The 20,748-nt window shown below is 72.1% G+C and carries 16 protein-coding genes; 2 read left to right on the top strand and 14 right to left on the bottom strand.

The features are described 5' to 3' along the window. Positions 1 to 90 precede the first annotated feature (90 nt). Entirely contained in the window at positions 91 to 1,188 is a 1,098-nt protein-coding gene (locus tag ACFYZS_RS17955; RefSeq protein ID WP_389012933.1) for a hypothetical protein, read from the top strand. Positions 1,189 to 1,219: 31 nt separating this feature from the next. On the opposite strand, the gene ACFYZS_RS17950 is transcribed toward ACFYZS_RS17955, so the two are convergent. The 12 genes from ACFYZS_RS17950 to ACFYZS_RS17895 all read right to left on the bottom strand — a co-directional run bounded on the left by ACFYZS_RS17950 (position 1,220) and on the right by ACFYZS_RS17895 (position 16,757). Next, positions 1,220 to 2,821 (bottom strand): glycosyltransferase family 2 protein, encoded by a 1,602-nt coding sequence (locus ACFYZS_RS17950; RefSeq protein WP_389012931.1) that lies wholly within the window; start codon positions 2,819 to 2,821, stop codon positions 1,220 to 1,222. A 13-nt stretch (positions 2,822 to 2,834) separates the two neighbouring features. Beyond that, the gene (locus ACFYZS_RS17945) at positions 2,835 to 3,647 is read right to left on the bottom strand and encodes an Ig-like domain-containing protein (RefSeq protein WP_389012928.1); all 813 of its coding nucleotides are present in this window, start codon (positions 3,645 to 3,647) and stop codon (positions 2,835 to 2,837) included. A gap of 12 nt (positions 3,648 to 3,659) precedes the next feature. Next, on the bottom strand, positions 3,660 to 4,469 hold the full coding sequence (locus ACFYZS_RS17940) for a rhamnogalacturonan acetylesterase (protein WP_389012925.1): 810 nt from the start codon (positions 4,467 to 4,469) through the stop codon (positions 3,660 to 3,662). Positions 4,470 to 4,471: 2 nt separating this feature from the next. Further along, positions 4,472 to 5,977, bottom strand: coding sequence for an SDR family NAD(P)-dependent oxidoreductase (locus ACFYZS_RS17935; RefSeq protein ID WP_389012922.1), 1,506 nt, complete (start codon positions 5,975 to 5,977; stop codon positions 4,472 to 4,474). Positions 5,978 to 6,075: 98 nt separating this feature from the next. Then, the gene (locus ACFYZS_RS17930; protein ID WP_389012919.1) at positions 6,076 to 8,070 is read right to left on the bottom strand and encodes a hypothetical protein; all 1,995 of its coding nucleotides are present in this window, start codon (positions 8,068 to 8,070) and stop codon (positions 6,076 to 6,078) included. Between the two features lie 109 nt (positions 8,071 to 8,179). After that, a complete protein-coding gene (locus tag ACFYZS_RS17925) occupies positions 8,180 to 9,235 on the bottom strand; it encodes a signaling protein (RefSeq protein WP_389012916.1) in 1,056 nt (351 codons plus the stop codon). 132 nt (positions 9,236 to 9,367) lie between these two features. Next, on the bottom strand, positions 9,368 to 11,497 hold the full coding sequence (locus tag ACFYZS_RS17920; protein ID WP_389012913.1) for a 3-hydroxyacyl-CoA dehydrogenase NAD-binding domain-containing protein: 2,130 nt from the start codon (positions 11,495 to 11,497) through the stop codon (positions 9,368 to 9,370). Then, positions 11,494 to 12,720 carry an acetyl-CoA C-acyltransferase gene (locus ACFYZS_RS17915; protein ID WP_229335995.1) on the bottom strand — a complete coding sequence of 409 codons (1,227 nt, stop codon included), beginning with the start codon at positions 12,718 to 12,720 and terminating at the stop codon, positions 11,494 to 11,496. Before ACFYZS_RS17915 ends, ACFYZS_RS17920 begins: the two co-directional genes overlap by 4 nt. Before the next feature lie 135 nt (positions 12,721 to 12,855). Then, positions 12,856 to 13,605, bottom strand: coding sequence for a ferritin-like domain-containing protein (locus ACFYZS_RS17910; RefSeq protein ID WP_389012910.1), 750 nt, complete (start codon positions 13,603 to 13,605; stop codon positions 12,856 to 12,858). 132 nt (positions 13,606 to 13,737) lie between these two features. Further along, entirely contained in the window at positions 13,738 to 15,009 is a 1,272-nt protein-coding gene (locus ACFYZS_RS17905) for an HRDC domain-containing protein (protein ID WP_389012907.1), read from the bottom strand. A 124-nt stretch (positions 15,010 to 15,133) separates the two neighbouring features. Beyond that, the gene (locus tag ACFYZS_RS17900; RefSeq protein ID WP_007267191.1) at positions 15,134 to 15,796 is read right to left on the bottom strand and encodes a response regulator transcription factor; all 663 of its coding nucleotides are present in this window, start codon (positions 15,794 to 15,796) and stop codon (positions 15,134 to 15,136) included. 304 nt (positions 15,797 to 16,100) lie between these two features. Next, positions 16,101 to 16,757, bottom strand: coding sequence for a DUF3000 domain-containing protein (locus ACFYZS_RS17895; RefSeq protein ID WP_389012904.1), 657 nt, complete (start codon positions 16,755 to 16,757; stop codon positions 16,101 to 16,103). Positions 16,758 to 16,848: 91 nt separating this feature from the next. On the opposite strand from ACFYZS_RS17895, the gene hemE reads away from it, so the two are divergent. After that, positions 16,849 to 17,952 (top strand): uroporphyrinogen decarboxylase, encoded by a 1,104-nt coding sequence (hemE, locus tag ACFYZS_RS17890; RefSeq protein WP_389012901.1) that lies wholly within the window; start codon positions 16,849 to 16,851, stop codon positions 17,950 to 17,952. Positions 17,953 to 18,134: 182 nt separating this feature from the next. On the opposite strand, the gene ACFYZS_RS17885 is transcribed toward hemE, so the two are convergent. After that, positions 18,135 to 19,523: an FAD-dependent oxidoreductase gene (locus ACFYZS_RS17885; RefSeq protein ID WP_389012898.1), complete on the bottom strand. Its 1,389-nt coding sequence runs from the start codon at positions 19,521 to 19,523 to the stop codon at positions 18,135 to 18,137. Between the two features lie 79 nt (positions 19,524 to 19,602). Beyond that, complete coding sequence (locus tag ACFYZS_RS17880) at positions 19,603 to 20,622, bottom strand: DUF4349 domain-containing protein (protein ID WP_389012895.1); 1,020 nt, start codon at positions 20,620 to 20,622, stop codon at positions 19,603 to 19,605. Positions 20,623 to 20,748: the final 126 nt, after the last annotated feature.

Raw genomic sequence — 20,748 nt, 5'->3', positions numbered from 1 at the left:
CCGCCTGAGCAGGACATTCTCGGCAGAAGGGTGAAGAGCGGCGTGGTCCGAGGCAAAAACGGAATCCAGGACCCCAGTTCCCTCCGCGCGGTGCAGGACGCACCCCCGGGCGGACGGGGTTCCCGCCGTTCCTCGCCGCCGGCCGGAAACTGGCTGTTCAAGGGCGGCGACGGCCGCCTGACGGCCTACGCCTGCACCCCGCAGGGCCTGGTGCGCTGGACCGAGGCCGCGGCGCCGCGCACCGGCTGGACCGGCCCGGACACCTTCGAGGTCGAGGGCTGGGCAGGGACCGCAGCGATGGCGCAGAGCCGCGAGGGGTACGTGCACCTCGTCGCCCTGCGGTCCGCCCGGGACGGATCGGGGCGGCCGGAAATCATCGTCTCCACCCAGTTCCAGCCGGGCCGCCCCATGACCGAATGGCACAGCCTCGGCACCCCCGGGCTGCGCGGCGGCCCCGCCGACGACCGGCTCGCCGGTCCGCCGCGGATCGCCGTCAACCAGCGCTCCGGTTCCACGCACGTCCTCGTCTCGATGCGCCACGGCGGCGTCCTGCGCCGCAGCCGCAATGCCGAGGGCGCGTGGGGCGGTTGGAAGCAGGTCGCCCCGGAGCCGTACGCGAGCGGGGTGACCCCGCTGATGCCGGCCGGCGGGCAGCTGGAGATGCTCCTCCTCGGGCCGGCCGGCGCGGACCGGTGGTCGGGCATAGGCCAGGGCCGCTTCGCGCTCGCGGACCGCATCCCCACCCCGGTCGTCCCCGGCACCCCCGCCGTCTGCGAGACGGGCCCGCGCCGGGTGACGTACTTCTGGCGCTACCCGGGTGACGGCTCGCTCGTCGCCTGGCGGGCCGCCCGACAGGGCGTCCAGGGCGGCCTGATGGGCCTCGGCGGCGCCGGCGGCCGCGGAGCCCCGGGCGTCGTACGGGCCGTCGTCGGCGGCTACGACTGCACGGTGCTCGCGCAGACCGGTGCCGAGGGCGACATCGAACTGACCGCCTACGTCACCGAGAACGAGGGCTACGGCACGTGGTGGGCCTCCCTCGGCGGCCACGGCGCGCACGCCCCCCAGGTGGCGCTCGACGCGGCGGGCCGCATCGTCGTGGCCGCCTTCGACGCGGACGGCGCACTGGTGTGCACCCGCCAGGACACCACCCAGCAGGGGCTGGTGTTCGGCCCCTGGGAAGCCGCCTGAGGCCGAAGGCCCGGCGCCCGGCGCCCCGGCCTCAGGCCCGCCGGGGCAGCGGCGTCCGTCGGGAGACCTCGATGCTGAGACCGCCGGACTCGGTGTAGTACGGGGTGGCCGCCAGCTCCATGCCCCGGGCATCGGGCGCCGCCCCGATCGGCACCGGCATCCGGGCGGTGGTGTCCAGATCGGCGGCGCGCTTGGGCCCGAGCCGCACCTCCTGGGTCACCCCCTCGAACCCGACCGCGAGGTACAGGTCCCAGGTGCCGGGCTCCAGCGGCCAGCCGCTGGAGGTCTGCGCCAGGTTGACCCGGGCCGAGAACCGGCCCATCGCCCGGGGCTTGCCCTTGGCGTTGGCCAGCGTGTCGTCCCGGCGGGCCGTCACCGCGTAGCTCTCCTGCGCGCCGCTCGTCCGCTCCCGCAGCACGACCCGGGTGGTGCGGTCCTTCGTCGACAGCTGCTCGTAGAACGCGAAGCCGTCCAGCGTCAGCATCGGCCCCTCCCACCGGGCCTTCTGCAGCTGGTGGCTGACCGTCATGTCGCCCGTGATGTCGAACAGTTCGTCCGGCAGGGCGACCTGAGGGTCGCGGAAGAAGGGCAGCGTCGTGAACACCCGCCCGTTCTCCACCGTCTTGCGCACCACCGGCCGGTCCTTGTCCGCCTCGAAGGCGGCCATCCGCTGCGCCTCGGCGAAGCGGCCCTGCGCCAGCAGCGCGAACCGTACGGCGACCATGCGCGGCAGCAGCGCCAGAGCGCCGGGGGAGGCCTGGGTGCGCAGCACCTCGGCCGCGGCCCACAGCGCCTGGTCCCGCTCCGCCGCGTCGGTGGCGGAGAGCAGCGCGGCCGCGGTCGCCCTGCCGAGCTCCACCTCCAGGTGGCGCGACTGGAGCTTGTCCCGGCGCGGCCCCTCGGGCAGCTGCGCGGCGACCAGTGCCAGCATCCGCGAAGCCAGGGCCACCCGGTCCGACAGCGTCACCCGCGGGGCCGGCGCGGGACCCTTCACCACACAGGTCGCGTCCCCGACCACCGCGACGTTGTCCGCCCCGATGAACGCGCCGGCGGTGAACGCCTGGTCGTCGCCGATCAGCATGTCGGTGGGGAAGGCCAGCCCGCGGCGCTGCAGCAGGCTGGTGCGCAGCAGTTTGTCCGGGGTCAGCGACCAGTAGACGCGCGAGGCGTACAGGTCGGTGTAGGACTGGTTCTTGCGGAACATCGAGGTCTCGACCGTGTGCCGGCCCGAGCTCTCCAGCTTGCCCAGGACGACGTCGGCCTCGTACGCGTCGGCCGCCGCGACCATCCGCTCCAGGGCGTCGGGCGCCAGCCGGTCGGTGGCCTCCAGGAAGATGACGTACCGTCCGCGCACCTGGCTCAGCGCCCAGTTGCGGGCCCCGGCCGGGCTCAGCCCCGGCGAGACCTGCCCCGCGCGCACGAAGGCCGGGTACTGGTGGGCCGCCCGGGCCAGTACGGAGCCGCTCTCGTCCGTCGACCCGTCGTCGACCCCGATGACCTCCAGCCGGTCCGTGCCGATGGACTGTACGAGGACGGAGGCCAGACAGGCGTCGAACGCGGCGGCCTGGTTGGAGACCCGGACGGCGACCGTCACGTCCTTGACGTCGGAGGGGCGCACGGCGGCGGTGTTCATGGTCCTGTCTTCCTCATCGGTTCCGCGCGGGCTGCCCGGGCCGGGGCCAGGGCATCTCCCCGCTGAGTTCGGGCCACTGCCAGGGCCGGAAGGCGGTGTCCACCGGCTGCGCCGGGAAGACGCCGGGCGTCCGCTCCAGGGAGCCCACGAAGACGTTCACGTGCGAGGTCTGCTGCTCGCCGGCCGGGGTGGCCACCGTGTACGTGAAGCGGTCGTACCCCGTGAAGGAGGGCGCGGGGGTGTACGTCACCCAGCCGTCGTAGGAGAGCTGGGCCTCACCATCGCGGGGCTGCGTCACGGAGACGGCCGAGCTGCCCGCCGGGGCGCCGCCGGACAGCAGGTTCACCGTGCCCGGCCGGCCCGGCTCCGCCGCGATGCGCAGGCCCCGGGCCGTCGGCGGCCGCAGCGGCAGCGCGTCGGCGTCGAGCTTGCCCGTCCGGATCAGCTTGCGGCCGGACGCGTCCGGGACGCCGATCACGATCTGGGGCCGGATCCGGGGCGCGGTGGCCGTGTCGTGGACCCGCAGGTGCAGGACGCCGGTGCCGCTCTCGCCGGCCTCGGCGCGGATCCGGAACCAGCGCTGCTGCGGGAAGAACTCCAGCCCCTGGACGGCGACGATGTCGGCGGAGCCGGCCAGCGGTGCCTCCAACAGGTAGGCGCAGCCGCGGGTGGCGCCCTGGTCGGGTGCCACGGACAGGCCGAGCTGGATCGTCTCGCCGGGTGCCACGCCGCGGCGCGGATCGGCGGAGCTGTAGAGGGCCGCGTACACCGCGCCCGGGGACGGCTCGTCCCCGAGGGCCCGGCCCCGGCACAGGAGGTGATTCACGTGCCGGACTCCTTAGGCGCCGGGGAACTGGGACACACGGGAAGTGGTGCGGTGCTTGAACGTCTCCTCGTCCAGCCAGCCCATCTCGTCGTACGAGAAGCGCGTGCGGTCGAGGTCCCGGCCCCAGTGGGACGGGACGACGCCCTGTTCGATCATGCTGCGGACGGCGAACCGGGCGCACTCGATCGCGCCCTCGGCCCGCAGGTGCACGTTGTCCCCGTCCAGGACGTCCTGGAGCAGGGGCTCGCCGCGGCGCAGGTAGGTGAACACGGACTTGGTCGCCTCCGGCCCGAGCTCCTCCCACCACTGCAGGCTCTGCCCGTACATGTCCACGACCGGTACGTGCTCCTCCTCGGCCAGCTGCCGCGCGGCGACCGGGTAGTCGCCGAGGAAGCGGGCCACGTTGCCGTGCCGGTCGATCCGTCGCCGCTCGTACGGCAGGTAGATCACCGGGTGCCCCTGGCGTTCCCGCGCGCCGTCCACGTACGCCCGCATGTGTTCGAGGAACGTGGTGAACGGGTCGGTGTGCAGGCCCGGGTCGGGCTTCCAGTCGGTCTGGCCGAAGCCGAACAGCAGGTAGTCGCCGGCCTCCATCGTGTCGAGGATCCACTGGAGCCGGCCGCGTTCACGGAAGCTCTTGGAGCTGGCCCGTGCCCGGGCGCAGGCGACCACCTCCACCTCGTCCGTGAGGAAGAGCGGCAGCACCTGCGCCCACCCGGCCATGGGCAGGTAGCTGTACGGGCGGCTGACCGCGTTGGAGCCGCCCACCACGAAGATCCTCGGGCGTCGGCCCTGCTGCCGCAGCCCCGGTGCGTACGTCACGCCTAGACCCCCTGGTCCTCCGTGGTCGCGATCAGCACGGACGCCAGCGCCGCCTCGAAGCCCGAGCGCTGGGCCGGGGTCGTGGTCGGGTCCTGCTTGCGTACGTCGATGACGTGGCCGGTCATCTCGGAGACCAGGACGTCCAGGGAGGTCAGGGCGACCGACTCGGACGTGAGCAGCGAGGCCGAGGGCTCCTGGCCGAAGGCCTTGGTGCGCATCGGGGTGGCCGTGCGCTCCGGGTTCACGCAGTTGACGCGGATGCCGTCCTCGGCCCACTCGTCGGCCAGCGCCTGGGTCAGGTTGACCATGGCGGCCTTGGTCGAGGAGTACAGGCTGTACTCGGCGCGGCCGCGGGTGTAGCTGCTGGAGGTGAAGAGCAGCAGCTGGCCCTGGGTCTCGCTGAGGTACTTGTACGAGGTCCGGGCGATGTTGACCGGCGCGAGGTAGTTGACGTCGAGAGCCTCGCGGATCGTCTCGTTGTCGGTCTCGTCCAGACGGCCGACGCGCAGCACGCCCGCGGTGTTGACGACGTAGTCGATGCGTCCGGTCTCGGCGTAGGCGTTCGCCAGGGCCTCCTCGACGTGGTCGAGGTTCTCCACGTGCGTGCCGGTGGTGGAGCGGCCCAGCGCGAAGACGCGGGCGCCGAAGCCCTCGGCGATGCGGGAGATGTCGGCGCCGATGCCGTACGAGCCGCCGAAGACCACCATCGTCTTGCCGGCCAGCTGCTCGCGGTAGGCGGCCTCGCCGGCCTGGGCGGGCGCGGCGTGGGAGGCGAGCTGGAACAGCTTGTCGGCGATGAAGACGTCGACGGGCTGGGTGACCTTCATGTTGTAGTCGTCGCCGGTGACGATGTGGACCGGGACGTGGGGCAGGTACTTGACGACGACGGAGCAGTCGTCGGTGGCCTGGAAGAAGGGGTCCGCGGCCGCCCGCTCGTACGCGGCGCGGATCGTGGAGAGCCGGAAGCCCTGCGGGGTCTGGCCGCGGCGCAGCCGGGAGCGGTCGGGGACCTCGGTGATGAACTCGCCGTCGTTGCCGTGGGTGCGGGTCACGATGACGGTGTCGGAGGAGGGGATGGCCACGTCGACGGCCTGGTAGCGCTCCAGGGACTCGACGCATTCGCGCACCACGCGCTGCGAGAGCAGCGGGCGGACCGCGTCGTGGAACAGGAGGTTGCAGTCCTCGCCCTCGCCGAGGCCGGCGGCCGCGGCGTCGATGGCGATCCGGGTGGTCTCGCTGCGGGTCGAGCCGCCCGCGAGCACCCGGGTGACCTTGCCCAGCTTGGCCCGCTCGACGATGCGGCGGGCGTCCTCCACGTACGCGGGCGTCATGAGGAGGATCACCTCGTCGACGTCCGGCGCGTTCTCGAAGACGTGGAGCGTGTGCTCCAGGATCGGCTTTCCGGCGATCTTGAGCAGCTGCTTCGGTATTTCGAGCCCGATGCGCTGGCCGGTGCCACCCGCGAGGACGACGGCGACGGTGCGGTGGGGGACAGGTCTGGAGGACAAGGCTCCTTCTTCCTGAGAGCGAGGGTGCGGCACGGCGGTGGTGCGGGGCGGCGGTGGGTGGACGGGCGGTGCGACTCGGATGCCCGGGGGAGGCAGGTCTACACGGGGTAGGGGACCTGTTCCGGGTACTCGATGGGGAAGTCGCGCAGCCCCCGCCGGTAGAGGTTGTTGGCGGCCGCGTTGAAGCGGACGATCGAGGGCGGGTACTCCTCGCCCAGGAGGTATTCCTTCAGCTGCTCGCGGTAGGGCGCCATGACGTCCTCGCGCGGGTTCAGCGTCGCCTCGATGGCCTCGGTCAGACCGTTGCAGTCGCCGTCGAGCAGGTAGGAGGCGTACGCCGTCCGCTGCTCGTTGCGGAACTGCTCGTCGGGCAGCCCGTCGAGGTTGAAGATGGCGTACGGCTTCAGGGTCGCGACGAAGTCGGACACGACGCTGGACATGTCGCCGATGAGCAGGTCGGACTGGTTGAAGCAGTCGTACAAGGCCGGGATGCGCTCGGTCACCACGTGGTGCGCGGCGTCGGGGACGGCGTTCCAGTACAGGGCCCCCGCCTGGTTGCGGCTGCGCCGGATGCGCGCGGTCCGCTCCTCTTCGGTGAGGTCCGGGTACTTGGAGCGGACGCCGCGCTCGGAGAGGTCGGCGATGCGCTGGTCGATCCGGGCGAGCTTCTTGGCGGCGGCCTTGGAGTCGGTGAGGTTGCGGCCGAAGCGCCGGGCGTTGTCCTCTTCGAGGAGGGCGATGACGCGGCGGTGCGCGGCGGCGGCCTCGGCGGAGCGCGAGCCGGTGAGCGGGTGCGGCTTGTAGATGATGCGGATGTCGCGCTCGTAGTCGAGCAGCGCCTTGATCAGCTTCTCGCCGGCCGGGATGACCGAGGTGTAGCAGGCGTCGTCGGTCCAGCCCTCCCAGGTGGGGGCGTAGATGACGGTGGGGACGGGGGCGGCGACCTTGCCGGTCCAGCGGTGCAGGGGCATCAGCTGGGGGCGGCCGACCTCGACGATCTGGTGGTGCGACACGGCGTGCTTGATGCGCTCGTAGCGGTCGCGGCCGGCTCGGCCGGCCACCCAGATCTCGTCGAAGACCTTGCTGACCCGGTTGCTGCTCGCGAGCTTGTCGCTGTCGCCGTGGCCGATGAAGACGTGCTTGACCTCGGCGCGCTGGAGCATGTGGACGTTCTTGCCCGCGTTGCCGGGGTAGAGGGCCACCCGGAGTTCGTTCATCTCGATACGGGCGAGATTGTCCGCTTTCGGGATGCAGATGACGGGGACCGAGGTCGCGTCCAGGTAGCGCAGGGTGGCCCGCTCGCGCAGCACGATGATGGGTCGCAGTTCCAGTGCCTCCAGCGACTCCAGCCACATGTTCACCTGGTACATGAAGTCTTTGGAGACCGCCGCGAAGGTGAAGTAGAGCGCGACCTGGGGTCGATATTCGGCCAGCTGGTGGTTGAGCTCGTCGATGGCCTCGTCGGTGGTGGGCAGCTTGAGCGCGTTGCGCGCGTCGGGCACCAGCACCAGCAGTGAGAAGTAGGCCAGGAAGACGGTGGTGATCATGCCGTACGTGACGAAGCGCCAGTCGTCCGTCGCGATGGTGGCCAGTGCCCCGGCCACCAGCGGGATGTCCAGGTGCAGCGTCTTGCGGACGTGCTTGTTCATCAGGAACGGGTGCGGCATGCGGCGGATGCCGAGCGCCTCCAGGTCCAGCCCGCGCGTGGTGAACGGCAGTTCGTTGCGCATCTTGCGGACGTGCTTGAGGAGCGCGCCGTACGCGAGCTGCAGGATGAACAGCAGGAGCAGGCCGATGGTGGTCATCTGCGCCACGAACGACTCGATGTCGGCGATGGCTCCGCACAGCCCCAGCAGCAGGAACTGCCGGATCAGGAAGCGCATCGTCAGGCCGAAGCGCGAGTCGCGGAGCTTCTCCAGCGTCGGCGACTCGGTGTTGTGGAGCATCAGGTCGGCGACGTAGCTGAGCGCTGCGCAGCCGGCGAACAGGGGGAGGGAGACGAAGGCGACGGCGACCAGCATCCCGACGAAGCTGAGGATGAGCCCAGAAGTGATCAGAACGCCGAGCACGGCGCGCAGCCGCTTGGAGCCCATCGTGCGGTTCCTCCCCCGTGGAGGTATAAGGATTCTGTGAAGTGTCGCAGTAGTATAAGCAGCAACATTGACGGCTCAGGAACGCAGGGTTAACCGAGGGCCAATGCCGTCAGGCCGTGAAGCGATACAACGCCAGCTCACGCCGGTCCTGCGTCTTCACGGAAAAGCCGATGCACAATGCCGGCCGTCCGCCGGCCATGGAGACCGCGATTCCCTCCGGCTCCCGGTACACCAGATCCGGGGCCACGGTCACGTGATGTCGCCCCTGCGCCTTCCCCGTGCGTACGTCAATTGCGGAGACATAGGTATTTCCGCCGGACTTCCGCGGATTGTCCCCGTTCTTACCGGTGTAGGGGCCGCCGGTCAGCACGTAGACGTGGTCCCCGTACAGCGCGCAGCCCTGGAACCACTCCTCCTGCTTGACCTGCACCCCGGCCTTGAGGACCTGCGCGGCGTCGAAGCGCCCGGCCAGGAAATCCGCCGTCCCGTACACCGAGAACCGGTGCACGCCGTCCTCCTCGTGACTCACCAGCACCCGCCCGCCGGGCAGGTCGAGCGCGGGGCAGACGTCGGTGGATCCGGGAACCGGGTCGAAGTGGCGGACGGACTCGTCCGCGCTGTCGAGGACCGAGCCGTCCTTGAACGGCACCCGGACCACGGTGCGGCCGTAGCCGCTCTTGGCGTCGGCGCGGCCCTCGACCCATATGTACGTGCGCTGGCCCGTCGGCTCGACTCCGCAGGAAATTCCGTGGCCGAAGCCGCGCAGATACATATGCCCGAGCGTTTTTCCCGAACTGCTCAGCCGCGTCAGGCACATATCGCCGGAGATCTTGCGGTCGCCCGAGTCGAGCGGGTCCTCCTCGCCGTCGAGCCGGATACCGCTCTCGACGGTCTGCAGTACGTAGACCTGGCCGTTCGTATCGTCGAACGCGAAGGACTGCGGGCCCGTCGTATTGAACAGCGGAGTCGGGGCGAGCAGTTGCGCACCGGTCCGCATGTCGAACGCGCCGGCCATCGGGCCCTCGGCGACCGGGCCCGCGCCGGCCTGCTCGTCGGCCCCGGAGCGCAGCGCCCAGGACAGACCGCCCGCCGTGAGGCCGGCGGCCACCGCACCGCCCGCGAACAGCAGGTTCCGGCGGCTGAAATGTGTCGTGCCATCCGCCATGAGCCGCATTCTGCCAGCCCGGACGGGAGGCTTCCGCGCCGGGCCCCGTCTTGTGCCGTTCCGTCCGTGAAACGGCGGACGCCCGCCCCCTCGGGAGGGGGCGGGCGTCCGGGGCGTTCAGGCGTACGGACCTCAGACCGGGACGCTCGCCAGGCCCGGGGCGAGGAACTTCTTGCCGTTCACGCGCTCCGAGACACCCTCGCGGTCCAGGTACGGCGTGACGCCGCCCAGGTGGAAGGGCCAGCCGGCGCCCGTGATGAGGCAGAGGTCGATGTCCTGGGCCTCGGCCACGACACCCTCCTCCAGCATCAGGCCGATCTCCTGCGCCACCGCGTCCAGGACGCGGTCGCGGACCTGCTCCTCGGTGAGGACGACGTCGCCCTGCACCAGGAGGGCGGCGACCTCGGGGTCCAGCTCCGGCTTGCCGGAATCGTAGACGTAGAAGCCGCGCTTGCCGGCCTTGACCACGGCGGCCAGGTTCGGGGAGACGGTGAAGCGCTCCGGGAAGGCGCGGTTCAGGGTCTCCGAGACGTGCAGACCGATCGCCGGGCCCACGAGCTCCAGCAGCACCAGCGGGGACATCGGCAGGCCGAGCGGCTCGATGGCCTTCTCCGCCGTGACGACCGGGGTGCCCTCGTCGATGACGTTCTGGATCTCGCCCATGAAGCGGGTCAGGATGCGGTTCACGACGAACGCCGGGGCGTCCTTGGTGAGGACCGCGGTCTTCTTCAGCTTCTTGGCGACACCGAAGGCCGTGGCCAGCGAGGCGTCGTCGGTCTGCTCACCGCGGACGATCTCCAGCAGCGGGAGGATCGCGACCGGGTTGAAGAAGTGGAAGCCGACCACGCGCTCCGGGTGCTGCAGCTTGGAGGCCATCTCCGACACCGACAGCGAGGAGGTGTTGGTGGCGAGGATCGCGTGCGCCGGGGCGACCGCCTCGACCTCCGCGAACACCTTCTGCTTGACGGACATCTCCTCGAACACGGCCTCGATGATGAAGTCCGCGTCCGCGAAGCCCTCGGCCTTGTCGAGCACACCGGTCACCAGGGCGGTCAGGCGGTTGGCCTTGTCCTGGTTGATGCGGCCCTTGCCGAGCAGCTTCTGGATCTCGGCGTGGACGTAGCCCACACCCTTGTCCACGCGCTCCTGGTCGATGTCGGTGAGGACCACCGGCACCTCCAGGCGGCGCAGGAAGAGCAGCGCCAGCTGCGAGGCCATCAGGCCCGCGCCGACGACGCCGACCTTGGTGACCGGACGGGCCAGGGACTTGTCCGGGGCACCGGCCGGGCGCTTGGCGCGCTTCTGGACCAGGTTGAAGGCGTAGATGCCCGAGCGCAGCTCGCCGCCCATGATGAGGTCGGCCAGGGCCGTGTCCTCGGCGTCGAAGCCGGCCTGGAGGTCCCCGTCCTTGGCCGCGGCGATGATGTCCAGCGCGCGGTAGGCGGCGGGAGCGGCGCCGTGCACCTTGGAGTCCGCGATGAAGCGGCCCTTGGCGACGGCCGCGTCCCAGGCCTCGCCGCGGTCGATCTCGGCGCGGACGACCTCGGTGGTGCCGTTCAGGACGTTCGCGGTCCACAGGAGCGACTGCTCCAGGAAGTCCGCGCCCTCGAACAGCGCGTCGGCGATGCCCAGGTCGAAGACCTGCTTGCCGCGCAGCTGCTTGTTCTGGTTGAGCGAGTTCTCGATGATCACCGAGACCGCGCGCTCCGCGCCGATCAGGTTCGGCAGCAGGGCGCAGCCGCCCCAGCCCGGAACCAGGCCGAGGAAGACCTCGGGGAGCGAGAAGGCCGGGATGGCCTTCGAGACGGTGCGGTAGGTGCAGTGCAGACCGACCTCGACACCGCCGCCCATCGCCGCGCCGTTGTAGTACGCGAAGGTGGGGACGGCCAGCGCGGCCAGGCGCTTGAAGACGTCGTGGCCGCCCTTGCCGATGGCGAGCGCCTCGTCGTGCTGCTTGAGCAGCTCGACACCCTTGAGGTCGGCGCCCACGGCGAAGATGAACGGCTTGCCGGTGATGCCCGCGCCGACGATGGAGCCCGCGAGGGCCTCCTGCTCGACCTGGTCGATCGCCGCGTTCAGGTTGGCCAGCGACTGCGGGCCGAAGGTGGTCGGCTTGGTGTGGTCGAAGCCGTTGTCCAGCGTGATGAGCGCGAAGCGCCCGGCGCCGAACGGCAGGTCCAGGTGGCGGACGTGCGCGGACGTGACGACCTCGTCCGGGAACAGCTCGGCCGCGCCCTTCAGGAGCTCAGCGGTGGTGCTCACTTGGAGTCTCCCTCGGCGTTGAAGTTCGGGTTCTCCCAGATGACGGTCGCGCCCATGCCGAAGCCGACGCACATGGTGGTCAGGCCGTAGCGGACGTGCGGCTGCTCCTCGAACTGGCGAGCCAGCTGCGTCATCAGGCGCACGCCGGAGGAGGCCAGCGGGTGGCCGAACGCGATCGCGCCGCCGTACTGGTTGACGCGGGCGTCGTCGTCGGCGATGCCGTAGTGCTCCAGGAACGCGAGGACCTGGACCGCGAAGGCCTCGTTGATCTCGAACAGGCCTATGTCCTCGATGGACAGGCCGGCCTGGGCGAGGGCCTTCTCGGTGGCCGGGATCGGGCCGTAGCCCATGACCTCCGGCTCGACACCCGCGAAGGAGTACGAGACGAGGCGCATCTTGACCGGGAGGTTGTTCTCGCGGGCGAAGTCCTCGGACGCGATGATCGCTGCGGTGGCGCCGTCGTTGAGACCGGCGGCGTTGCCCGCGGTGACCCGGCCGTGCGTACGGAACGGGGTCTTCAGGCCGGCCAGGTTCTCCAGCGTGGTGCCCGGGCGCATCGGCTCGTCGGTGGTGACCAGGCCCCAGCCGGTCTCGCCGGCGGCCTCGTTGGTGTTGCGCACCGAGATCGGGACCAGGTCCTGCTGGATCTTGCCGTCGGCGTACGCCTTGGCGGCCTTCTCCTGCGAGCGCACGGCGTACTCGTCGGCGCGGAGCTTGGTGATCGTCGGGTACCGGTCGTGCAGGTTCTCGGCGGTCATGCCCATGAACAGGGCGGACTCGTCGACCAGCTTCTCGGAGACGAAGCGCGGGTTCGGGTCGACGCCCTCGCCCATGGGGTGGCGGCCCATGTGCTCGACACCGCCGGCGAGGGCGACGTCGTACGCACCGAAGGCCACGCCGCCCGCGACCGCGGTCACGGCGGTGAGCGCGCCGGCGCACATGCGGTCGATGGAGTAGCCCGGGACGGACTGCGGGAGGCCCGCGAGGATGCCGGCGGTACGGCCCAGCGTCAGGCCCTGGTCACCGATCTGCGTGGTCGCGGCGATGGCGACCTCGTCGATCTTCTTGGGGTCCAGGTCCGGGTTGCGGCGCAGCAGCTCCCGGATCGCCTTCACGACGAGATCGTCGGCGCGGGTCTCGTTGTAGATGCCCTTCGGGCCCGCCTTGCCGAACGGGGTGCGGACGCCGTCGACGAAGACGACGTCCCTGACGGTACGAGGCACGTTGGCTCTCCTCCAGGTGCGGGTGTGCACTGCTGCGCGGGGGCGGTCGGCATCTGCTGCTGAGCGCCCGCTCACCCGGCCATGCTACTTGCCGGTAACCGGCGTGCACACCCCCTCCGGGAGGAGCGGCGAACGTCACACTCGCGCGGACTCCCGGAGGCCGGCCGCGGGCCCGTGGGTGTGGATGGAGCCGGCCAGGGGGCCGGAGGAGCGCAGGACGTCCCTGGTGAACGCGCGGCGGGTGACGCCCAGGTGGCGCAGGGCCGGGCCGTGGTCCAGCGCCACGACCGCGCCCGCCCCCGCGAGCAGTCCCTGCCAGGCCAGCGTGGCGGCCCGGCGGGCCGGCGCCGGGAGGGGCGCCAGGGCCTCGCGCAGCCGTCGGCAGTGGAAGGGGACGTGGCGTTCCTCGTCGGCCAGGATCCGCCCCGCCACCTCCGCGGTCAGCGGATCCGGGGCCCCGTCCCGCACGGCCCGGTAGTACCGCAGGGCCACCGCCTCCGCCACCATCAGCACCAGCAGCTCCACCCGCAGCCCCAGCAGCCGCCGCAGCCGTACGAACACCGCGTCGCTCCAGTGCCCCGCCAGGGCCCCGGCCCCGCCGGCCGCCAGGAGCAGCGCCAGCATCCGCGCGTGGTTCTGCTCCTCGGCCACGAAGAGCCGCACGGCCTGCGCGTAGTGCGGGTCCCCGGCCCGGTCCGCCTTGCCGATCAGGGCGGAGCCGTCCCCGTCCTCACCCACCTGGAATCGCTGCAGGCTCCGTATGAGCGCCGGATCGAGGGCGGCCCCCCGGTCCCACTGCGGATCCCCGATCGCCGCGCGCCGCTCCCGCTCGGCCTCGAAGTCGCGTACCCATGCCTCGTATCCCTCGTACCCGTTGTTGAGCATGTTCAAAAGCTAGCGAGGTTTGAGCGTGTTCAAAAGTGGAGCGGCGGGGCTGTTGCGGAACCGGGACACTCCCCGAGGACGCGGAAAGCCCCCGGCCGAACGGCCGGGGGCTCCCTGTGATGTGGCGTTGCGTCAGGCGGTCGCGGCCAGTGCCCGCACCAGCGCCGGCGTCACCTGCTCGATCTGCCACGGCCGGGCGCCGTGCCCCGCGAGGGCCTGCGCCACCGCCTCCGGCTCCAGCCGCTGCGGCGGCTCCCAGCACAGCCGGCGGACCGTGTCCGGGGTGATCAGGTTCTCCTGGGGCAGGTTCAGCCCCTCCGCGAGCGCCGTCACGGCGGTCCGCGCGGCCGCCAGCCGCGCCGCGGCGGCCGGGTCCTTGTCCGCCCAGGAGCGCGGCGGCGGCGGACCCGCCGGGGTCGCCCCCGGCTGCGGCAGCTCGTTCTCGGGCAGGGCCTTCGCCCGGTCCACGGCGGCCATCCACTGCTCCAGCTGGCGCCGGCCCATGCGCTGCCCGTACCCGGGCAGGGAGGACAGCGCGTGCACGTTCACCGGCAGCGCGAGCGCGGCCTCGACGATCGCGGCGTCCCCCAGCACCTTGCCGGGCGACACGTCGCGCCGCTGCGCGATCCGGTCCCGCGACTCCCACAGCTCCCGTACGACGGCCATCTGCCGGCGACGGCGCACCTTGTGCATGCCGGACGTGCGGCGCCACGGGTCCTTGCGCGGCGGCGCGGGCGGGGCGGCGGCGATGGCGTCGAACTCCTGCCGGGCCCATTCCAGCTTGCCCTGCCGGTCCAGTTCCTTCTCCAGCGCGTCCCGCAGGTCCACCAGCAGCTCCACGTCGAGCGCGGCGTAGCGCAGCCACGGCTCGGGGAGGGGGCGGGTGGACCAGTCGACGGCGGAGTGGCCCTTCTCCAGCGCGTAGCCGAGCACGCTCTCGACCATCGCGCCCAGCCCGACCCGCGGGAAGCCGGCGAGGCGGCCGGCCAGCTCGGTGTCGAACAGGGAGGTGGGCACCATGCCTATTTCGCGCAGGCACGGCAGGTCCTGGGTGGCGGCGTGCAGGATCCACTCGGCGGAGGACAGGGCCTCGCCCAGCGCGGACAGGTCGGGGCAGCCGACCGGGTCGATCAGCGCGGATCCGGCGCCCTCGCGGCGCAGCTGCACCAGATAGGCGCGCTGGCCGTAGCGGTATCCGGAGGCGCGCTCGGCGTCGACGGCCACGGGTCCGGTGCCCGCGGCGAAGGCCGCGACCACCCGGGCGAGGGCGTCCTCGTCGGCCACCACCGGAGGGATCCCCTCGCGGGGCTCGAGCAACGGAATCGGCGCCTTTTCGACGTCGTCCGGGGGGCCGCCCCCGGTGGTGGTGCGCAGGTCTGCTGCGGTCTCTTGGGCGTCGGTCACCGCTCAAGGGTATCCGTGGATACGGCGCACCCGTCGCCGGAACGTTCCGTCGACGGGCGCGGGGCACGGGCTCGGGTGTTTCCCCGGCTTCTCCGGCAGTTCCCCGGGGGTCGCCGGGAGGGTGTCAGTGGATGATCCCGGTCCGCAGCGCGACGGCGACCATTCCGGCGCGGTCGCCGGTGCCCAGCTTGCGGGCGATGCGGGCGAGGTGGGACTTGACGGTCAGGGCGGACAGGCCCATCGAGACGCCGATGGCCTTGTTGGACTGGCCCTCCGCGACGAGGCGCAGGACCTCGACCTCGCGGCCGGAGAGCTCTCGGTAGCCGCCCGGGTGGCTCGGGGCACCCGGGGGGCGGCGGTGCATGCGGGCGGCGGCGGCACCGATGGGGGCGGCGCCGGGCCGGGTGGGGAGCCCGATGTTGGTCCGCGTGCCGGTGACGACGTAGCCCTTGACGCCGCCCGCGAGGGCGTTGCGCACGGCGCCGATGTCGTCGGCGGCGGACAGGGCCAGGCCGTTCGGCCAGCCGGCGGCCCGCGTCTCGGAGAGCAGGGTGAGACCGGAACCGTCGGGCAGGTGTACGTCGGCCACGCAGATGTCGCGCGGGCTGCCGACGCGGGGGCGGGCCTCCGCGATGGACGACGCCTCGATCACGTCACGTACTCCGAGGGCCCACAGATGGCGGGTCACGGTGGAACGGACGCGCGGGTCGGCCACGACGACCATGGCCGTCGGCTTGTTCGGGCGGTAGGCGACCAGGCTTGCGGGCTGCTCGAGAAGAACGGACACCTAGGCCTCCTGGGGGAGTGGCGGGACGGCCGGCTCGGGGAAGGAAGCCGGTGCGAACCGTGCGGATGGTCACTGACTCCTTCGGCACGTCACCCGCCCGGCTTTAGGGAATGATCACGATTTGGTGAGTAACAATTCGGGCAATTCGGACGCACGATCGATCATCGGGTGATCAGAAGCCCACAACGGGCGCCCGGTTCCGACACCGCGCCGCCGGCGCTCGATCGGCCGTTCTACGGGGCGCCGCGCATTCGGCAGCTCCGGCGGAGAGCGATCACGGCCGTGCCGCCGTACGGGGGCACGGCTACGGGTGGTGCGGACCGCGCCGCTGTGGCAGGGACACCACGCCCGTGCCCGAGTCCGTCGGCCCGACCGGCGGCAGCCCCGCGATCTGGCACAGCAGCTCGCACCACGCCGACAGGTGCGCCGAGGTGTCCGGGACGCCGCCGACGCCCTCGCGCGGCGTCCACGAGGCCCTGATCTCGATCTGCGTGGCCGGCCGCCGCTCCGAAAGCCCGCCGAAGTAGTGCGAGCCGGCCATGGTCACGGTCCCGCTCGCCTCCCCGTACGCCAGGCCGCGCGCCTCCAGCGCCCCCGTCAGCCAGGACCAGCACACCTCGGGCAGGAGGGGGTCCGCGGCCATCTCGGGCTCGAGCTCGGCACGTACGAGCGTCACCAGCCGGAAGGTCCCGTGCCAGGCGTCGTGCCCGGACGGATCGTGCAGCAGGATGAGCCGGCCGTCGGCCAGATCGTCCTCGCCGTCGACGACCGCGGCCTCGAGGGCGTAGGCGTGCGGGGCCAGGCGCTGGGGCGGTCTGGTGGGGTCGATCTCGATCCCCGGACGCAGCCGCGCCTTCTTCAAGCCGTCGACCGCGCGTCGGAACGGGAGCGGGACGGAGCCCTCCTTCGCGCTGTCCACACCGTCAGCGCCATCTGAAAATCGTCCCTGAGCCGCAGCCATGCGGGGAAGACTAGGCGGAACGAGCGTCCGTGCGGCGCAGGGACACCCGCGCCGGGCCGGGCACTTCTTCATACGTGCGAAGATTTGGCGCGTGAGCGCCAACGACCTTCCCCTCGCGCACGGCTCCGCCGGCGCCGGGGAGACCCCATTCCAGGGCCAGCCGAGTCAGACGTACGATTCCGCCTTCCTGAAGGCGTGCCGGCGGGAGCCGGTGCCGCACACCCCGGTGTGGTTCATGCGGCAGGCCGGGCGCTCGCTCCCCGAGTACCGCAAGGTGCGCGAGGGGACCCAGATGCTGGAGTCGTGCATGCGGCCCGACCTGGTCACGGAGATCACGCTCCAGCCGGTCCGCCGCCACAACGTCGACGCGGCGATCTTCTTCTCCGACATCGTGGTCCCGCTGAAGGCCATCGGCGTCGACCTGGACATCAAGCCGGGCATCGGCCCGGTCGTCGCCCAGCCGATCCGCCGCCGCGAGGACCTCGCACAGCTGCGCGACCTCACCCCGGAGGACGTCTCGTACGTCACCGAGGCGATCGGCATGCTCACGGGTGAACTCGGTGCCACGCCGTTGATCGGTTTCGCCGGTGCGCCTTTCACCCTCGCGAGCTACCTGGTCGAGGGCGGCCCGTCGAAGAACCACGAGCACACCAAGGCCCTGATGTACGGCGACCCGGAGCTCTGGGCCGACCTGCTGGACCGCCTCGCGGACATCACCTCCGCCTTCCTCAAGGTCCAGATCGAGGCCGGCGCCTCCGCGGTGCAGCTCTTCGACTCCTGGGTCGGCGCGCTGGCCCCGGCGGACTACCGCCGCTCGGTGATGCCGGCGTCGGCGAAGGTCCTGCAGTCCGTCGCCTCCTACGGCGTTCCGCGCATCCACTTCGGCGTGGGCACGGGCGAGCTGCTCGGCCTGATGGGCGAGGCCGGCGCGGACGTCGTGGGCGTCGACTACCGCGTCGCGCTCGACGAGGCCGCCCGCCGGGTCGGCCCCGGCAAGGCGCTCCAGGGCAACCTGGACCCGGCGGTGCTCTTCTCCACCGAGGAGGCCGTACGGACGAAGACGGACGAGGTCCTCGCGGCCGCCTCCGGCCTGGAGGGCCACGTCTTCAACCTCGGCCACGGCGTCCTCCCCACCACCCCCCCGGACGCCCTGACCCGCCTGGTCGACTACGTCCACACCAAGACGGCGCGCTAGGGGGTGTCGTCAAAGTAGCTTCGTCCGCCCGTGAGGGCGGGGCCGACGGGGTCTGGTGCGTGCGATCGCAAGGCGGAGGAGAGAGGCGACGCTCGCGTCGTCGACCGACGACAACGCGGCGAGCGCGCGTGCCAGACCCCGCCGGCCAGAAGGGACTTTGACGACACCCCCTAGGGGGTGTCCTACCCCGCCGCCCGCACCGCCGAGACGGCCTTGCGGGCGGCCACCAGGACGGGGTCCCAGACCGGGGAGAAGGGCGGGGCGTAGCCCAGGTCCAGCGAGACGACCTGGTCCACCGTCATCCCGGCCGTCAGGGCCACCGCCGCGATGTCCACCCGCTTCGCGGAGCCCGCGCCGCCGACGATCTGGACCCCGAGCAGGCGGCCCGTGCGCAGTTCCGCCAGCATCTTCACCGTCATGTCGGCGGCCGTCGGGTAGTAGCCCGCCGTCGTCGTCGAGCTGATCGTCGCCGTCACGAAGCGCAGGCCCGCCTCCAGCGCGTCGCGCTCGCGCAGGCCCGTACGGGCGATCTCCAGGTCGCAGACCTTGCTCACCGCCGTGCCGACCACGCCCGGGAAGGTGGCGTAGCCGCCGCCCACGCCCGAGCCGATCACCTGGCCGTGCTTGTTGGCGTGCGTGCCCAGCGGGATGTGCCGCATGCGCCCGGCCACCAGGTCCAGGACCTCCACGCAGTCGCCGCCCGACCAGATGTTCTCGTGGCCGCGGACCCGCATCGACAGGTCGGTCAGGATGCCGCCCGACTCGCCGAGCGGCAGTCCCGCCGCGCGGGCCAGCGCCGTACGGGGCTCCACGCCGATGCCGAGCACCACCACGTCCGCCGGGTACTCGTCCCCCGCCGCCGTGGCCACCGCCCGGACCGCGCCCCGGTCGTCCGTGAGGATCTTCGTGACCTCCGCGCCGGACACCGTGAGGATCCCCATCCGGTTCATCGCGGCGTGCACCAGGGCGCCCATGTCCGGGTCCAGCGTGGCCATCGGCTGCGGTCCGCGGTGCAGGACGGTGACCTCGTAGCCGCGCGCGACCAGCGCCTCCGCCATCTCCACGCCGATGTAGCCGGCGCCGACGACGACCGCCCGGCGGCCCTCGGAGCCTTCGGTCCGCCGCAGGGTGTCCATGAGGCGCTGGCCGTCGTCCAGGGTCTGGACGCCGTGCACCCCGTGCGCGCCGATCCCGGGCAGCTTGGGCCGGACCGGCCGGGCGCCCGTGGCCAGGACGAGCTTGTCGTAGCCCGTCCAGGCCTCGGATCCGGAATCCAGATCGCGGGTCCGGACCCGGCCCCCGGGGAGGTCGAGCTCCACCACCTCCGTGCGCATGCGCAGGTCGATGTCCCGGGCGCGGTGCTCCTCGGGCGTACGGGCGATCAGGTCGTCCCGGCCGGGGACCTGGCCGCCGATCCAGTAAGGGATCCCGCACGCGGAGTACGAGGTGAAGTGCCCGCGCTCGAAGGCCGTGATCTCCAGCTCCGCCGGGCCCTTGAGCCGTCGGGCCTGTGACGCGGCGGACATCCCCGCCGCGTCACCGCCGACCACCACCAGTCGTTCCGTAGCCATCGTCCGCCCCGTTCTGCGCACCGCACTCACCGCGCGTGCCACCGTCTCGTGGAGAACACGCTACGGGCGGAACGCGCGTTCAGCCGGAGGCCTCCGTCGTTTCCGTCGGGTCCGCGGGCCGGGCCGCCGGCACGGACGGCGCCTTCCTCGGGGTCAGGCCCGCCTTCGGCTTCGCCGGGCGCAGCCGCCGGTGGACGCGCAGGACCAGCAGGACCACGGCGGCCGTCACCGCGAACGGCAGCACCGCGGCGACCGCCAGGGCCAGGTAGCGCACGATCGTCGTGAAGACGTTCCAACCCCCCTTCAGTGCGGCCGTGAAGGACGGCTCCCCGTCCTTCTTCTCCGCCGGCTTCGGGGCCGGTTCCGACACCTCCATCGTGATCGTGCCCATCGAGGTCTGGTCCTTCAGCGCCGTCTGCTGCGCGAGCAGCGACTCCAGGTCCGACTGGCGCTTGCTCAGCTCGCTCTCCAGCATCACCACGTCGCCGAGCGCCGTGGCCTTGTCCATCATGTCCCGCACCCGGGCCACGCTCGCCTGCTGCGACCTGACCCGGCTGTCGACGTCCGCGACCTTCTGCGTCACGTCCTGCGCCTCGACCTTGCGGCTGCGCAGCCTGCCGCTGCCCTCCATGGCGCCGAGCACCGCGTCGAAGCGGTCGCCCGGCACGCGCAGGGTCAGCGTCGAGGTCATCCGCCCGTCCTCGCCGCGTCCGGTCGACTCGTTGCCCACGTAACCGCCCGCGCCCTCCGCCGCCGTACGGGCCGCGGCCAGGGCCTTCTGCGGGTCCGCCGTCTCCAGGGCGAGCGTGGCGGTACGGATGACGTTCGGGCGCACGGCGGTCGGCTGCTGTCCGTTCTTGGCCGCCTCCGACCCGGCGGACCCGGCCGCCGCCGGGGGAGCCGCGGCCGCCCCCGGCTTGCCCTGGGCCGCGCCCTCCGGGGCGCGGACCGCGGCCTTGTCGGCCGAGGCGGAGCCCGCCGCGTCCTGGCCGGCCCCGCACCCGGTGAGCGCGAGCGCCCCGGCCAGGGACAGGCCGGCCAGAGCGGCCGCGCCGCGGTGCCGTACAGCGGTGCCTCTGCTGCTGCGGATGGTGCGCATCGGTGGAACCCCCCCGAGGATCGGCTGTTGTCGCCGGTGTGACGTACAGGGTCCCGCCGCGGGTTTCGCTCCGGCGGTTCCGGGCCGATCCCGATGCGGTCACGGTCCGGCCTCGGTGATCGTCCG

The organism is Streptomyces sp. NPDC001903 (assembly GCF_042891345.1).
GTDB lineage: Bacteria > Actinomycetota > Actinomycetes > Streptomycetales > Streptomycetaceae > Streptomyces.
This window is presented reverse-complemented; position numbering and strand designations above follow the sequence as displayed.

What these genes read in the sequence shown, in the direction of transcription:
- ACFYZS_RS17950 (WP_389012931.1), bottom strand. Translation starts at nt 2,821, where the DNA reads ATGAACACCGCCGCCGTGCGCCCCTCCGACGTCAAGGACGTGACGGTC.
- ACFYZS_RS17930 (WP_389012919.1), bottom strand. Translation starts at nt 8,070, where the DNA reads ATGGGCTCCAAGCGGCTGCGCGCCGTGCTCGGCGTTCTGATCACTTCT.
- ACFYZS_RS17925 (WP_389012916.1), bottom strand. Translation starts at nt 9,235, where the DNA reads ATGGCGGATGGCACGACACATTTCAGCCGCCGGAACCTGCTGTTCGCG.
- ACFYZS_RS17910 (WP_389012910.1), bottom strand. Translation starts at nt 13,605, where the DNA reads ATGCTCAACAACGGGTACGAGGGATACGAGGCATGGGTACGCGACTTC.
- ACFYZS_RS17895 (WP_389012904.1), bottom strand. Translation starts at nt 16,757, where the DNA reads ATGGCTGCGGCTCAGGGACGATTTTCAGATGGCGCTGACGGTGTGGAC.
- ACFYZS_RS17885 (WP_389012898.1), bottom strand. Translation starts at nt 19,523, where the DNA reads ATGGCTACGGAACGACTGGTGGTGGTCGGCGGTGACGCGGCGGGGATG.
- ACFYZS_RS17880 (WP_389012895.1), bottom strand. Translation starts at nt 20,622, where the DNA reads ATGCGCACCATCCGCAGCAGCAGAGGCACCGCTGTACGGCACCGCGGC.